The organism is Chromohalobacter sp. 11-W, assembly GCF_029889905.1.
Classification (GTDB): Bacteria; Pseudomonadota; Gammaproteobacteria; order Pseudomonadales; family Halomonadaceae; genus Chromohalobacter.
The window spans coordinates 187,051-201,809 of record NZ_JARANZ010000005.1; the positions used below are offsets into that span (position 1 = coordinate 187,051).

Here is a 14,759-nt window from a genome sequence, read left to right on the forward strand (position 1 = left end):
CCTAGATGCCCCATCCCATCTCCCCAGTCCCACAGACCGAACTCGATGAAGCCGCCTTCATCGCACGCGCCAAGGCGCGTCTGAACGAAATCTATGGCCCGCGGGCCGATGAAGTGCTGCGCCGCCTGCAACGCCTGATATCGCACCAACGTGGTGCCATTCCCGAACGCTCGCGTCCACTATGGAGCGAGCGCGACCAGTTACTGATCACTTACGGCGATCTACTGCTCGACGGCGAGCGGCCACCGCTGCAAGTGCTCGACGAGTTTCTCGAGACACGCCTCGCGGACACCTTCAGTGGCGTTCACGTGCTGCCATTCTTCCCCTGGAGCAGCGACGATGGCTTCTCGGTGATCCATTATCGCGAGGTCAACCCGGCGCTGGGCGACTGGGAAGACATTCGCCGCCTGACGCGCCACGGCGACTTGATGGTCGACCTGGTCATCAATCACGTCTCGCGGGAATCGCTGTGGTTCGTCGACTACCTGGCCGGCACCCAGCCGGGGCGCGACTACTTCATCGAAATGGACCCGAATACCGACCTGTCGCAAGTCACCCGGCCACGCAGCTCACCACTGCTGGTGCCGGTTTCCACCCGCCGCGGGACACGCTATCTGTGGGCGACATTTTCCGAGGACCAGATCGATCTCAACTTCGCCAACCCCGATGTGCTCATCGAGTTCATCGGCATCATGCTCTACTACGTGGAGCAAGGCGCACGCATCATCCGCCTCGACGCCATCGCCTATCTATGGAAGGAACTCGGCACCTCGTGCATCCATCTGCCGGAAACCCATGCCGTGGTGCGGCTACTGCGCGCCGTGCTCGACTACCTCGCCCCCGGCACGCTGCTGATCACCGAAACCAACGTGCCGCACCGCGAGAACATGAGCTACTTCGGCCTCGAACGCCTCGAAGAGGCCGCCACGTCGGACGCGCCCGAGCAGCCCGACGAAGCGCACATGATCTATCAGTTCACACTGCCGCCACTGCTGGTGCATACGCTCACCAGCGGCGATGCCACGGCGCTGGAAGCCTGGGCACGCAGCCTCCCCGCGCTGCCACCCGGCTGCACCTATTTCAACTTCACCGCTAGCCACGACGGAATCGGCGTACGCGCATTGGAAGGACTGCTACCGCCCCACGAGATCGACGCCATGCTCGAACTCATGCACCGTTTCGGCGGGTATGTGAGCATGAAGGCCAACGCCGATGGCAAGGACACGCCTTACGAGGTCAACATCACCTACTTCGATGCGCTACGCGGGACACGTCGCGGCGCCGACCCCTGGCAGGTGGAACGTTTTCTGTGCAGCCAGCATTTGATGCTCGCGCTGCAGGGCGTGCCGGGCATCTATTTCCACTGCCTGACCGCCACGCTCAATGACCACGAAGGCGTCGAACGCAGCGGACAGTTGCGCACCATCAACCGACGGCGCTGGCAGAAGGAAGCCCTGGACGAACTTCTCGATAGCCGCAACACACCCACGCGCGAGGTGTTCATGGCATTGCGGCGGCGTCTCAAACTACGCGCCCAGGAACCCTGCTTTCATCCTCAGGTCGAGCAGCATATCGTCGATACCCCGCCGACGCTGTTCGCCGTGCAGCGCGGTCCGCTGGCCGATGGGCGCCGCCTGCTCGCGGTCTACAACGTCACCGACAAACGTCAGCCACTGCCCTTGCCCGACCTTGACGAAGACGGCTGGTACGACCTGCTCGCCGACGCTCCTTGGGATGCGCAGGCCCCGCGTGAACTACGCCCGTATCGCAGCCTGTGGCTGGTGCAACGACCTGGCGCACCGACATAGGCTTGCCGACGCGCGCCGTGCTGGTTACTGTAAGCGTGGAGATGGCATTCCTCCCGTCGTCATCGGTGCCCTAAACCAAGCGCCCATCGCGACAAACCGCCTGGCATCGGCACCACATCGCCGACGCGTTCCCGCCAGTGCTAATGATGCCTGCCAACGCACTCGAGGTGCGTCGTGCGCAGGTATCCACGGTTATTTTTTCAGCCTCGCCGCCCCCGCACGCCCACCTCGTTGATCATTCTCAATTGCGAGGAATCGAACGCATGTGGTTTTCCATCGTGGCGATCGGCGCCGGTGCCGCGCTCGGCGCCAACCTACGCTGGCTACTGGGGATATGGCTCAACACCCTCTTCCCTTCGATCCCCCCCGGCACCTTGGCCGCCAACTGGCTAGGCGCCTGGTTGATCGGCCTTTCCATCGCCTTCTTCGCCCAGTTGCCGCACCTCTCCCCCGAATGGCGTCTATTCGTGGTCACCGGCTTTCTGGGGGCGTTGACGACCTTCTCGACCTTTTCCGCCGAGATGTTCACCAACCTGCAGGCCGGACGTTACCTCATGGCATTATCGGGCATCGCCGTGCATGTGCTCGGCTCGTTGGTCATGACCGGCGTAGGCATCGCCAGCTTCGGTGCCATCAAACACCTGACGGGAGTCTTGAAATGAGCGAATGGCAACACGGTTACGAAGTCATTTTCATGGCGCCAGAGTCGCGTCGTCACCACGGCAAACCGGTCATCGACGCAGTGGCCGAACAAGCCAAGACGCTGGGCATCGAACGCATGACGCGCCGTACGGCTAGTGAAGGCACAGGCGCCGACGGACGCACGCATTCGGCGCATTTCTTCGAATTGGCCGACCGACCCATCGAACTGCTCTTCGTGCTCGAAAAAACGCTGACCGAGCGCCTGATCGACGCCGTCGACCAGGCCGGTATCGATGTCTTCGTGCTACGCCGCGAGGTGAATTACGCCCAGTTGGGGTAACCTTAAACTGCCACCAGCGCGAAGCCGGCGTTCTGCAGCGCAATGCCCACCGTCATGCCTGACTGCGCCAACTCGATATCGGCCAGCAGAGCATCGCGGGCGAAGCCCTGCCCATGCCAGGCCTGCAGGCACACCATGACGCCCACGCCTTCACGCTGGAGTGCCTCGATCAACACACGGTTGGGGTTGTTCGAGGCCTCCGGCAACGCGTAATGGCGCGCATAGGCGACATCCTCGAGAAGGCACGGCGTCGCCGCTCCGGAGACGAGGACGATCATATGGCGACGCTCAACCGGCACGTCAGCCGCAGCGAACAAGTTCACCGCCCGCACGGCGCGCAGCAGCCCGGCGTTGGCCATCGCCGCCTGCGCGCTGGGCGTCGTCCACTGGAACAGCGCCCGGTAGGTGCCATGCGCCAGCGGCAACCACTGAGCTTCTTCTTGCCCAGCGAGCGGCGCGCCGTCGATGGGCGACGGCGTGGCGCTCGGTGGCTGCCTTGATATCCAATTGTTCCAGTTTGTCGTCATGTCGTTCCCTCGCACAGGTTGCCATCACACCACTTCAGCGCGTTGCCGCTCGCTTGGCAAGCACCGCGACATGCCGACATGCATCGGCTCTTAATGCTCGGCTAATCCCGTACCGTTATGCTAGGCGCCATCTCGTCATCCGTATGGACTATCATGATTCACGATTCGCGCCGGCCAATATGCCATTTTCACTCCCTCAGACCCGGGCTCGCGGCCTGTCTCGCCGTGCTCATGCTCGTCTGCTCCACGCCGGCCCTCGCCGAATCGCCGTTTGCCAGCCAGGACGATTTCCTCTCCGCCGAGCAAGCCTTCTCATTGTCGGTATCGCGCGATGCCGACACGCTTATCGCCGAATGGGATATCGCCCCCGAGTACTATCTGTACCGACATCGCTTCAGCGTCGAGACCGACGGAGGCCCAGCGGATGTCGACCTGCCCCAGGGCGAGACCATCGAGGACGACTATTTCGGCCGCTCGGAGGTCTACCATCATCAGGTGGCATTACACGCCGCGCTGGGCGATGCCGAGCAGGTGACGCTGACCTGGCAAGGCTGCGCCGAAGCCGGACTGTGTTATCCGCCGCAGCACCGAACCGTCGATGTCGATACGCTCACCGCCGACGCCGACGCGGACGCGGACGCGGACGCGGACGCGGACAGTGCGAGCGCTACGCACAGTGCCAGCGACACCGCCGTCAAGGCCGATAACACGGCAAGCTCGGATGACACTTCAGCCTCAGACGATGCCGCCCAGGCCGACGACCAACGCCTCGCGGCTCAGCTCGCCGATGCCCGATTGGGCTGGGTGCTGCTGGCCTTCTTCGGCATGGGGTTGCTGCTGACCTTCACGCCCTGCGTGCTGCCCATGGTGCCGATCCTTTCCAGTCTGATCGTCGGCGCCACGCGCGAAGGTCAGCCACGAATGCGTGACGGCGCGGTGCTCTCGCTCGCCTACATATTGCCCATGGCCACGACCTACGCACTACTAGGCGTCGCGGCGGCGTTGGCCGGCGCCAACCTGCAAATGCTCTTCCAGGCCCCCGCCTTCATCGCCAGCTTCTCCGTACTCTTCATCCTGCTGGCCCTGGCGATGTTCGGCGTGTTCGAACTGACGCTGCCCCAGGGTCTGCGTAGCCGACTCGATGCGCGCATGGCACGCCAACGTGGCGGACGACTCAAAGGCGCCGCCATCATGGGCGTGCTCTCGGCGCTGCTGGTCGGGCCATGCATGACGGCCCCCCTGGCCGGCGCGTTGTTGTACATCGCCGAAAGCGGCAATGCCTGGCACGGCGGCCTGGCATTGTGGGCCTTGGGACTGGGCATGGGAGCGCCCTTGCTGGCGGTCGGCCTGCTGGGCCCGCGCGTTCTACCGCGCCCCGGGCCGTGGATGAACCGGGTTCGAGCGATATTCGGTTTCGTCCTGCTAGGCATGGCAGTGTGGTTCGCGGCACGCATCCTGCCCCCGGCACTGGAGATGGCCGCCTGGGGTGCCTTGCTCATCGGCTTGGCTCAAGCCAGTTGGACGGCGGCACGTGCACTGCGCGACGCGCTGCAGGTACTGGGGCGTAGCCTAGGCACGCTCTTCGGCGTATGGGGAATGCTCATGCTCGTCGGTGCAGCGGGGGGCCAACATGATCCGCTGCGGCCCTTGGCGGGCTTTACTGGCGGCAGCGACTCCCATGCCGTCGAAACATCCCCGGCACTCAGCTTCGAGACCGTCGACGACCGCGACGCATTGAACGCGCGCCTTGAGGAAGCGGCGGCGCAGCAACGTCTAACACTGGTGGAATTCACCGCCGACTGGTGCATCAGTTGCGAGATCATCGAAGAAGAAGTGTTTGGCGATGCAGGCGTGCAAGCGGCACTGGAGAACGTGCAACTTCTGCGCATCGACGTTACCGACAACGACGCCGCGGATCAGGCCATCATGCAGGCCCTCGGCGTGGTCGGTCCGCCGACCTTGCTGCTGTACGGCGCCGATGGCCGTGAACGTCGAGACAACCGTATCGTGGGTGAAGTGAGCGCGGAAGCGTTCCTGTCGCGCCTCGAGCGAGTAAAAGGCACGCCCCGCGCGGGAGACGACGCATGACGGTCCTCGACCGCAGCCTGGCCCTTGGCCCCCTGGCGCTCAGTCTCGGCCAGTTGCTGCTTGCCTTCGCATTGGTCGTCGCCGTCGTCACCGGGGCCTTAGTCGGGCGTCGACGGCGTACCGGCGTCAGCGACACCCTCTTTACATTGGTTTTCGTCGCCCTGGCTGGCGCACGCCTAGTCTTCATCGTGCGCTATTGGGATGCGTACGATTCGATCTGGTCAATGCTCGACATCCGCGACCGCGGCTTCGATCCGCTCGGCGCAGGCGTTGCCGCGCTGGCCTACTGCGGCTGGCGTTTGTGGCGTGCGCCACGCCAACGCCACGCTTTGAGTGCCGCACTGCTGGCCGGCGCGCTCACCTGGGCGGGGGCGGTCTATGCTCTGGTTCAGCTTGACGAGGGCGGGCGTACCGCCTTGCCCAAAACGTCGCTGATGACACTCGACGGCACTGCCACCAGCCTCCCTGCCTTGCACGACGATCAACCCTTGGTGGTAAATCTCTGGGCTAGCTGGTGCCCGCCCTGCCGGCGCGAAATGCCGCTGCTCGCCGACACGCAGCAGCGCCGTGACGATGTCACCTTCATGTTCGTCAATCAGGGCGAGGCTCGCCAAGTCATCGGTCACTACCTGGACAACGCGTCCCTCGATCTCGATAACGTGCTGCGCGACGAAACACTGGCGCTCGGTGAGCACGTCGGCGCCCAAGCGATGCCCACCACCTTGTTCTATGACGCAGGCGGTCGTCTGGTCGACACGCACTTCGGCGAACTCTCGAAGGCCACCCTGACACACGCCTTGTCACGCCTGGCTTCACCACAGTAGGAGAACGTACATGTTCTTGACGTCTCGCGGCCCACGCTTGGGGCTTGTCACCGCCCTCTCTCTGGTCACTTTCCCCGCCTGGGCACAACCCGATGACCTTCCCGCGCCGGTCGAGGCGCTCGTCGACCAGGGCCTGACGGTGCACGAGCGCTTCGAGGCCCCCGACGGCCTCACTGGTTATGCCGCCAGCGCACAAGGCCAGCCGGTGGCCATCTATGTCACTCAAAACGGTCAGCACGCCATCGTCGGCAACCTCGTCGATGCCGAGGGCCGCAACCTCTCGAGCGAGCCGCTCGACAAATTGGTCAAAGGGCCCCAGGACGATGCTTTATGGCAGCGTCTCGAGGACAGTCACTGGATCCTCGACGGCAGCAGTGACGCCCAGCGCACGGTGTATGTCTTCACCGATCCCAACTGCCCATACTGCAAACGCTTCTGGGCAGCCGCGCGTCCCTGGGTCGAGGCCGGCGACGTCCAGCTGCATCACATCATGATCGGCGTTCTTCAGTCCGACAGTCCCGCCAAGGCCGCCACCCTACTGGGCGCCGATGATCCGGCTGCGGCTCTCGAGGCGCACAATCGCGACGACGAAGTCGCGCCCTCTGCACAACCCGCGGACATCGAGCAGCGAGTCCAGGACAACAACACCCTCATGCGCTCGTTAGGCCTGCGCGGAACTCCGGCGATCGTCTACCGTCAGGACGGGCAGTTAGAGGTCAAACAAGGAATGCCCGCAGAGGAAGAGATGCGCGCGGTCATGGGCTCGCCACGCCCCTGATCATTCGTGTCAGCAACGCCTGCGTCTCAAACCTGCGGCAACATCAGGCCTACCTCGAATCCGCCACATGGCGGACGTCGAAATTGCAATTCGCCCCCGGCGCGTTCGGCAATCGCGGCGGTGATCGCCAGCCCCAGACCGCTGCCCGGCGTGGCCGAACGCCGCCAGAAGCGCTCGGTCACATGGGCAAGCGCCGCCTCGGGAACGCCTGGCCCTTGATCATGCACGCATAGCTCGACCCAGGTGGCATCGTTCCCCTCATGCGCTGTCTGAGCCACATCCAGCGTCACGGGCGTTTCGGCCGGGCCATGCTGAAGCGCATTATCGAGCACGTTACGCAGCGCCGTGGCGGCCAGTTCCAACGGCACTCCCACGCGCGCATCCGGACATGTCGCCGGGACGACGATGCGGAAAGGCGCTTGCGTATCACGCACGGCGCTACGAACGATATCGGCCACCCGTGCGTCGTCTGTTTCGTGCCGCGCCCCGGAGCCCTCGATACGCGCCAGGGCCAGCAATTGATCGAGTGTGGCAGCCAAGCGCGCGGCGCCTTGTTCAGCATGCGAAACGGCCTCGCGAGCCGCATCGCCCTCCACGCGTCGCGCGACCTGAAGGTGCGTCTTGACGGCGGTCAATGGCGTACGTAACTCGTGGGCAGCCGCGTCGGTGAAGCGCTTTTCGCGACGAATGGCCGAGCGCATGCGTACCAGTAACTCGTTGAGCGTGACAATCAACGGACGCAGTTCACGTGGTAGCCCGGTATCCGTCACCGGCGAGAGGTCATCGTGATGACGACGGCTCAGCGCCTCGCGCCAACTCTCCAGGGGACGCAGAGCATGCCGTATCCCCCACCACAGCACGGCCCCGCTGATCACCAGCGCCACCGCGAAAGGCACGATGACAACCGCGAGGATATCGTGCATCAGGCTACGGCGTTCCGTCACCCGGTCGGCGGTGGTGATCGTCACGTCATTGCGTATCAAGGTATAGACACGCCAGTCCTCGCCCTCGCGCTGCCGATAGGCGTACCCCGGCTGGCTCACGTCGAGTATCGCAGCCATGTCCGCATGCGTGCGTGCCAGCACCTGGCCCTGCGCGGACGTCACCTGACAGGCGACACCTTCTAACGGGGCCACGATGGACGTCCGCTGCGCATCGTTAGCCACCCAGGCGCCCTCGGGCAATCGCGCTATCAGGCCCGCGACCATGTTCGCCGACTGCGCGAGACGGCGATCGAGCGTACGCTCCACCTCGTCGTTGAGGTCCCACCACAGCCAGGCCGCCGCCAGGCTCCAGGTCACTGTCAACGTTACCCCCAGGATCACCAGCAAACGCGCCTTGAGGCTCATTGCGAGATCACCGACGATGCACTCGAGCGCTCCAGGGCATCCAACGTGCCGAGGCGGTAACCGAGGCCGCGCACCGTTTCGATCACCGCCGGCACCAATTTGCGCCGCAGGTGGTGAATATGCACGTTGAGTGCGTTGCTCTCTACCTCGTCGTCGAGGCCATAGAGACTATCGCGCAGTTGGTCCGCACTCAGTACGCTGCCCGGTGATTGCAGGAAGGTTTCCAACAGCACCGTTTCACGTCTTGAAAGCGTCACCGGTCGGCCTTGCCAGGTCACTTGGCGCGCCTGGGGATCGAAACACAGTGGCCCATGCATCATGTGGGGGTGAGCGCGACCGCCCGCGCGCCGCAGCAACGCGTGTAGTCGCGCGACCAGTTCGCCTAGATCGAAGGGTTTGACGAGATAATCGTCGGCGCCGGCCTCGAGCCCCGCTACCCGATCATGCACGGCATCCCGCGCGGTCAGCACCAGTACCGGCAAGCTACACCCCGCCTCACGCCATTCGCCGACCAGCGCCAGACCATCGCCGTCCTGCAGGCCGCGGTCGAGCACCACGATATCGCTGGTCAAGGTATGCAACGCATGACGCGCCGCCGCCATTGTCGCCACGCGATCCACCGCCCAGCCATGGCTTTCCAACCCCGCACGGATACCAGTGGCGACCAGCTCGTCGTCTTCGATGAGCAATACGTGCATGGGGGGTCCTTTCATTCAATGTACGGCGATCTGCGATTTCATTCCCAACTAGCGCCCTCAAGCGCATTCAATGGCAGCTTCAGATAGCGCTTGCCGTTGCTCTCCGGCTCGGGAAGCCGCCCACCGAGGATGTTGACCTGCAGCGCGTGCAGGATCAGCTTCGGCATGGGCAGCTCGCTATCGCGGCGGTTGCGCAACTCGACGTACTCGGCTTCGCTGCTCTCGCCGAGCTGGTGCTTGTTGTGCTCACGCTGCTCGCGCACGGTGCTTTCCCACTGCGGTTCGCGCCCGTCAGGCATGTAATCGTGACCGGTGAACAGGCGCGTCTCGTCCGGCAAGGCCAGGATCGCCTGAATCGAGTGCCACAGCTGATGCGCGCTGCCACCGGGAAAGTCGGCACGCGCGGTGCCGAAATCGGGCTGGAACAGGGTATCGTGAACGAAGGCAGCATCGCCGATCACGTACGTGATCGAGGCCAGCGTATGGCCCGGCGAGTGCATTACGCGGCAATCGATCTCGCCCAACTTGAAGGTATCCCCTTCGTCGAACAGATGATCCCACTGGCTACCGTCGTCCTTCAGCTCCGGCCAGTTGTAGATTCCTTTCCACAGCGCCTGCACCTGGGTCACCGGTCGACCGATGGCGGTGGGAGCACCGGTTTTCTCATGCAAGTAACGTGCGGCGGAAAAGTGATCCGCGTGCGGGTGGGTATCCAGAATCCAATCGACTTCAAACCCTTCGCGCTCGATATACGCCAGCAACTCGTCGGCCTGATGGGTCGCAGTGGCACCGGACTTCTCATCAAAATCGAGCACCGGGTCGATGATCGCGCAGTGCCGCGTGGCGGGGTCGCTGACGACATACTGAATGCTGAAGGTACGCGGGTCGAAAAAGCCCGCGACATCCGGCTGATCGGCTCTCTTCCCGTGTGATAAAGCAAAGGTTTTCATTGCGTCCGTCATCGCCTCCCCTAGAGTCTGAGCGTTTCTCTCAGGATAACGCAGACATTGTTCTAACGTTATACTTTTTTACTATATATCGGCACGCAACATGATGCCTCGCTATAAAAATCGGCAATATCGACCGGCATGGCGCCAGAAAGTACGTGAATGCGCCAGAGAGAGACTCACCGGGCAAAGGGAAGCCAGGCAGCGGGGATGCAGAAAAACAAAAAGGAATATAAAATTAGTTCATTATTCTCAATTGCACTATTCAGGCTACACTAGATTTTGCACGGAAAGCCGACGGGGTATTGCCACCTTCAGCCAAGTCCCCGGACAGCCACTTTTCGATCCCATGTAGGAGCCGATCATGTCGTTACGCCATTTTATGCAATATGCCCTGGCGGGGCTCGCCCTGAGCGCGACCGCCCTCACTGCGCATGCCGATACCCTGCGTGTCGGGATGTCCGGCGGTTATTATCCCTTTACCTTCGTCGAGCAGGATGTACTGAAAGGCTTCGAGGTCGATGTCATGAACGCCGTCGGCGAGCAAACCGGTGACGACATCGAGTTCGTCACCGCGAGTTTTTCGGGACTGGCGGGCATGCTCGATTCCGGCCGCATCGATACCATCGCCAACCAGATCACCATCACGCCGGAGCGCAAGGCCAAGTATGCCTTCACCGAGCCCTACGTCTACGACGGCGCCCAAGTGGTGGTACGCAAGGGCAACGACGCCATCGAGGGTGTCGAGGATCTCAAGGGCAAGACCGTCGCCGTCAACCTGGGTTCCAACTACGAGCAGCTCTTGCGCGAGTTACCCTATGCCGATGACATTGACATCAAGACTTACGAATCGAACATTGAGCAGGATGTAGCGCTGGGCCGCGCCGATGCCTTCGTCATGGACCGCGTCAGCGCCACCCAGGTCATCAAGGATAAGCCCTTACCGCTCGCGCTCGCCGGCCAGCCGTTCTCGCGCATCGAGAACGCCCTGCCCTTCCGCGACGACGAAGCCGGGCATGCCTTGCGCGACCGCATCAATAAAGCCCTGGATGTGCTTCGCGAAGATGGCACGCTCAAGCAAATCTCCGAAAAGTGGTTCGGCACCGATATCACCACGCCGTGACACCACGCTTCATTTGAACGGCCGGGGCATGCCCCGGTCGTCTGCTTTCAGGCGACTCGATCATGCACGTTCTCGATCTCGACTACATGCTGGGGTTGTTGCCGATCTTACTCGGCTATCTACCGCTGACATTGGAAATGGCCGGCGCCGGCATGCTCGCAGCGCTGGTACTGGCCTGCCTGCTGGCCGTCGTGCGGGTTCAGCGAACGCCTGGGCTCAATGCGCTGGCCATGCTATTCATCTCCTTCTTTCGCGGCACGCCATTGCTGGTGCAGCTGTTCCTGTTCTATTACGGCTTACCGCAAATCCTGACCTTTCTGGTCGCGATCAACGGCATCACCGCCACTATCCTGGGGCTGACCCTGCACTTTTCTGCCTACATGGCGGAATCGATTCGCGCCGCCATCGTCGGGGTCGACCGCAGCCAGACGGAAGCAGCGCTGTCCATCGGCATGACCCAAGGGCAACTGATGCGTCGCATCGTCCTGCCACAGGCGACACGCGTGGCCACGCCGACGCTCATGAACTATTTCATCGACATGATCAAGGCCACCTCGCTGGCCTTCACGCTCGGCGTGACCGAACTCATGGGAGCCACCCAGAAAGAAGCCGCCAGCAGCTTTCTCTACTTCGAGGCGTTCTTGTTGGCGGCCATCATCTACTGGGTGGTGGTGGAAATTCTTTCGTGGCTACAGCGGCGGCTGGAAAAACGTCTTAACCGAGCCTATCAACGATGATCGCACTCAACGGCATCACCAAACGCTTCGGCGCGCATACCGTCTTCGAGAACATCGACCTGACGCTGGAGCAAGGCGAGATCATCGTCGTCATCGGCCCGTCGGGCACCGGCAAGTCGACGCTTCTACGCTGCATCAATTATCTTGAAACCCCCGACGCCGGACGGCTCACGGTGGGCAACCTCAGCTTAGACGTCGCCCATGCGAGTCGTCGCGACATCCTCGCGCTGCGTCGACGCACCGCGTTTGTCTTCCAGAATTATGCGTTGTTCGCCAACAAGACGGCGCTGGACAATATCTGCGAGGGCATGATCGTCGTCGATGGCCTCTCCAAAGCAGAGGCACATGCCCGAGGGCGCGAAATTCTCGAGCGCATCGGTCTAACGGACAAGGCGAATGCGTATCCGGCATCGCTATCCGGCGGTCAGCAGCAACGCGTGGGCATCGGGCGTGCGATGGCCGCCAAGGCGGATGTCATCCTCTTCGATGAACCCACTTCGGCGCTCGATCCTGAATGGGTCGACGAGGTACTGGCCCTGATGAAGCACCTCGCCCAGGAGCGCCAAACCATGATCGTGGTCAGCCACGAGATGCAATTCGCCCGCGAGGTCGCCGACCGCGTGGTGTTCATGGATGAAGGCCGCATCATCGAACAAGGCCCGCCCGACGAGCTTTTCACCAATCCCCAGGACGAACGTACGCAACGCTTCCTGCGCAAGGTGCTGGCCAACAATCCCATCGTCTGAGTCGGCATTCGGCCAGGTGCCTGGACGCTTACACCTGGCCCTGGTTGTCGAGTTCCACGGCCTCGTACATGCGCTCCTTGAGGTCGTGAATCGCCGCGCTTACCCGGTTCCAACTGGGAATGAACGGCTTGTCTCGGGGTGATTCTAGAAACGACGCCCCCGCCTCGAGAATGTTCGCGGTGAAAAGCTCTACCGCTTGCTCCTCGCTGTGGCGGTCAAGCGCCAGGCCATTCATGCGCGCATCGTTATCGTAGGCCTCGATCAGATCCAGCGCGGTGCGGTAATAGGTCGCCTTGATGGTGCGAAAGGTCTCGGAGTGAATGGGCACGCCCAGTGTCGCCAGCTTGCGGAACATGGCCTTGGCGATGTCCAGGCTCATGCGATTGAGACCACCGCTGGGATCGTCAGGGGAGACGGGCTGGTGCTTGTGATCGTAGGCATCGGCGATATCCACCTGGCACAGCCGCTTGGTCGAATGGTTGCGGTGAACCTCCGAGAGCACGCCGATTTCCAGCCCCCAGTCGCTGGGGATGCGAATGCCGTCGAGCACGTCGGCGCGCATCGAGAACTCCCCCGAGAGCGGGTAGCGATAGCTGTCCAGATACTCCAAGTATGGCAATGGACCGAAAACCATCTTCAGCGCACGAATCAGCGGCGTCACCATCAGACGTGCCACGCGCCCGTTGAGCTTGTTATCGGCCACTCGCGAGTAATAGCCCTTGCAGAATTCGTAATTGAACTGCGAGTTGGCGACCGGATACAGCAGCCGCGCCAGCATGCCACGGTCATAGGTCACGATATCGCAATCGTGCAGCGCGACCGCTTCCGTGCGCGCGGAGGCCAGCACATAACCGCTGCAATACCACACGTTACGCCCCTTGCCGGGCTCCTGCGGTGCCAGGTCGAGCGCGTTCAACTCGGCGTCCAGCGCCGACAGACGCGGTCCATCGTTCCACAAAATACGGTGATGCTGCGGCAGGCGCGAGAAGAATTCGCGGGCGCGCAAGAATTGGTCGCGATCGGCACGGTCCAGCCCGATCACGATCTCCGAGAGGTACGGCACCTGCGCCAGCTCATCGACGATATTCGACAGCGCCGGCCCCTCGAGTTCGGAAAACAGCGAGGGCAGGATCAAGCCCATCGGCCGGCGCTTGGAAAACTTCATCAAATCGGCTTCCAATGCGTCCACCGGGCGCTGGGTGAGATTATGAAAGGTGGTGACGATACCGTTCTGGTAGAAATCGCTCATCGTGACGTGCCCTCCTGGGGAGTCTTGTCTTCGGACGTCGCATCCATGCAGGTCTGCCACCACTCGGCGATGCCCTCGGCCCAACCTTCGGGGCCGGGCTGCCGGGTACGATAGAGCGTCATGCCGCCGGCGATGTCCACTACCGCCTCGTGCTTGCCACGGACCAGAATCGGATGATCGACGGCTTCGAGCAGGCTGACATCGTTGGGACCGTCGCCCAGCCCGACACTGGCAGGTCTGACCCCACGAAGCGCCGTGTAGCGATCGAGCAACCAGCGCACCGACTGGCCCTTGTCGACCGCCCCCATCACATGCCAGAACCGTCCTCCCCGCGTCAGGCGCAGCCCATCGCTTTCCAGGGCGTGACGAAAGCGTGCCAGGGCGGCCTCGTCGTCATCCCACAAAAGGGGCTCGCTGCCCTCGCGCGCCTGCGCCTGACGCGCTTTGTCGGCACTCAGCGAGGTCAACTCGCACAACGTATCGAGGGACAATTCGCGCATGCCACGAAAGCGCACGCCCAGCCGCTCGCGCAGCACCTCGAGGCGCCGTCGAATGAAACCGATATCCAGTGACGGTGTCTTGACGATCAGACCATCCGGCGCGGCGGGGTCACGATCCAACCGAGCATGTTGCCAACGCGCCGGCAACCCGATCACCGCGCCGTTCTCGGCGATGAACGGCGTCTCCGTGAGCCCCAGTTCGTCGCGCAAGGCCAGTAGTTCCTCGCGGGTCTTGCTGGTGGTCGGAATCACCGCGACACCGGCCTCGGCAAGCCGTGCCAACCAGGCGGCGGCGGGTTGCCACGTATAACTGTCGTGGTCGAGTAGCGTGCCATCCAGATCGGTGAACACCAGCCACGGCGTATGCGAAACCGATTGCGTCATGAGCCTTCTCCCCTTAGCA

The 14,759-nt window shown here is 62.8% G+C and carries 15 protein-coding genes and 1 riboswitch; of the genes, 9 read left to right on the forward strand and 6 right to left on the reverse strand.

The window, feature by feature from the left end; translation table 11 throughout:
- Positions 1-5: 5 nt before the first annotated feature.
- The 3 genes from OP494_RS09030 to OP494_RS09040 all read left to right on the forward strand — a co-directional run bounded on the left by OP494_RS09030 (position 6) and on the right by OP494_RS09040 (position 2,790).
- A complete protein-coding gene (locus OP494_RS09030) occupies positions 6-1,808 on the forward strand; it encodes a sugar phosphorylase (protein ID WP_280540403.1) in 1,803 nt (600 codons plus the stop codon).
- A 28-nt stretch (positions 1,809-1,836) separates the two neighbouring features.
- Positions 1,837-1,968: riboswitch (Fluoride riboswitch) on the forward strand.
- Between the two features lie 103 nt (positions 1,969-2,071).
- Complete coding sequence (gene crcB / locus OP494_RS09035; RefSeq protein WP_280540404.1) at positions 2,072-2,470, forward strand: fluoride efflux transporter CrcB; 399 nt, start codon at positions 2,072-2,074, stop codon at positions 2,468-2,470.
- On the forward strand, positions 2,467-2,790 hold the full coding sequence (locus OP494_RS09040) for a DUF190 domain-containing protein (RefSeq protein ID WP_280540405.1): 324 nt from the start codon (positions 2,467-2,469) through the stop codon (positions 2,788-2,790). Before crcB ends, OP494_RS09040 begins: the two co-directional genes overlap by 4 nt.
- A gap of 2 nt (positions 2,791-2,792) precedes the next feature.
- On the opposite strand, the gene OP494_RS09045 is transcribed toward OP494_RS09040, so the two are convergent.
- Complete coding sequence (locus OP494_RS09045; protein ID WP_280540406.1) at positions 2,793-3,317, reverse strand: hypothetical protein; 525 nt, start codon at positions 3,315-3,317, stop codon at positions 2,793-2,795.
- A gap of 231 nt (positions 3,318-3,548) precedes the next feature.
- On the opposite strand from OP494_RS09045, the gene dsbD reads away from it, so the two are divergent.
- From dsbD to dsbG, 3 genes are read left to right on the forward strand one after another with little or no spacing between them, the layout of a single operon-like run.
- On the forward strand, positions 3,549-5,405 hold the full coding sequence (gene dsbD, locus OP494_RS09050) for a protein-disulfide reductase DsbD (protein ID WP_280540407.1): 1,857 nt from the start codon (positions 3,549-3,551) through the stop codon (positions 5,403-5,405).
- Entirely contained in the window at positions 5,402-6,229 is an 828-nt protein-coding gene (locus OP494_RS09055; RefSeq protein ID WP_280540408.1) for a TlpA disulfide reductase family protein, read from the forward strand. The genes dsbD and OP494_RS09055 overlap by 4 nt, the downstream gene beginning before the upstream one ends.
- A gap of 10 nt (positions 6,230-6,239) precedes the next feature.
- Positions 6,240-7,007 (forward strand): thiol:disulfide interchange protein DsbG, encoded by a 768-nt coding sequence (gene dsbG, locus OP494_RS09060; RefSeq protein ID WP_280540409.1) that lies wholly within the window; start codon positions 6,240-6,242, stop codon positions 7,005-7,007.
- 26 nt (positions 7,008-7,033) lie between these two features.
- On the opposite strand, the gene OP494_RS09065 is transcribed toward dsbG, so the two are convergent.
- Genes OP494_RS09065 through OP494_RS09075 form a run of 3 tightly spaced genes read right to left on the reverse strand, consistent with a single transcriptional unit; the run spans position 7,034 to position 10,004 of the window.
- A complete protein-coding gene (locus OP494_RS09065) occupies positions 7,034-8,356 on the reverse strand; it encodes an ATP-binding protein (RefSeq protein WP_280540410.1) in 1,323 nt (440 codons plus the stop codon).
- Positions 8,353-9,054: a response regulator transcription factor gene (locus tag OP494_RS09070; protein ID WP_280540411.1), complete on the reverse strand. Its 702-nt coding sequence runs from the start codon at positions 9,052-9,054 to the stop codon at positions 8,353-8,355. Before OP494_RS09070 ends, OP494_RS09065 begins: the two co-directional genes overlap by 4 nt.
- A gap of 38 nt (positions 9,055-9,092) precedes the next feature.
- On the reverse strand, positions 9,093-10,004 hold the full coding sequence (locus tag OP494_RS09075; protein WP_280540412.1) for an MBL fold metallo-hydrolase: 912 nt from the start codon (positions 10,002-10,004) through the stop codon (positions 9,093-9,095).
- Positions 10,005-10,383: 379 nt separating this feature from the next.
- On the opposite strand from OP494_RS09075, the gene OP494_RS09080 reads away from it, so the two are divergent.
- The 3 genes from OP494_RS09080 to OP494_RS09090 all read left to right on the forward strand — a co-directional run bounded on the left by OP494_RS09080 (position 10,384) and on the right by OP494_RS09090 (position 12,607).
- Positions 10,384-11,124: an amino acid ABC transporter substrate-binding protein gene (locus tag OP494_RS09080; protein WP_280540511.1), complete on the forward strand. Its 741-nt coding sequence runs from the start codon at positions 10,384-10,386 to the stop codon at positions 11,122-11,124.
- Between the two features lie 62 nt (positions 11,125-11,186).
- Positions 11,187-11,861: an amino acid ABC transporter permease gene (locus OP494_RS09085; RefSeq protein WP_280540413.1), complete on the forward strand. Its 675-nt coding sequence runs from the start codon at positions 11,187-11,189 to the stop codon at positions 11,859-11,861.
- A complete protein-coding gene (locus OP494_RS09090; protein WP_280540414.1) occupies positions 11,858-12,607 on the forward strand; it encodes an amino acid ABC transporter ATP-binding protein in 750 nt (249 codons plus the stop codon). Before OP494_RS09085 ends, OP494_RS09090 begins: the two co-directional genes overlap by 4 nt.
- Positions 12,608-12,635: 28 nt before the next feature.
- Here OP494_RS09090 and OP494_RS09095 read toward each other — a convergent pair whose 3' ends face one another.
- Together OP494_RS09095 and OP494_RS09100 are read right to left on the reverse strand one after the other, a co-directional pair.
- Positions 12,636-13,856 (reverse strand): glycosyl transferase, encoded by a 1,221-nt coding sequence (locus OP494_RS09095; RefSeq protein WP_280540415.1) that lies wholly within the window; start codon positions 13,854-13,856, stop codon positions 12,636-12,638.
- Positions 13,853-14,740 carry an HAD-IIB family hydrolase gene (locus tag OP494_RS09100; RefSeq protein ID WP_280540416.1) on the reverse strand — a complete coding sequence of 296 codons (888 nt, stop codon included), beginning with the start codon at positions 14,738-14,740 and terminating at the stop codon, positions 13,853-13,855. The genes OP494_RS09095 and OP494_RS09100 overlap by 4 nt, the downstream gene beginning before the upstream one ends.
- Positions 14,741-14,759: the final 19 nt, after the last annotated feature.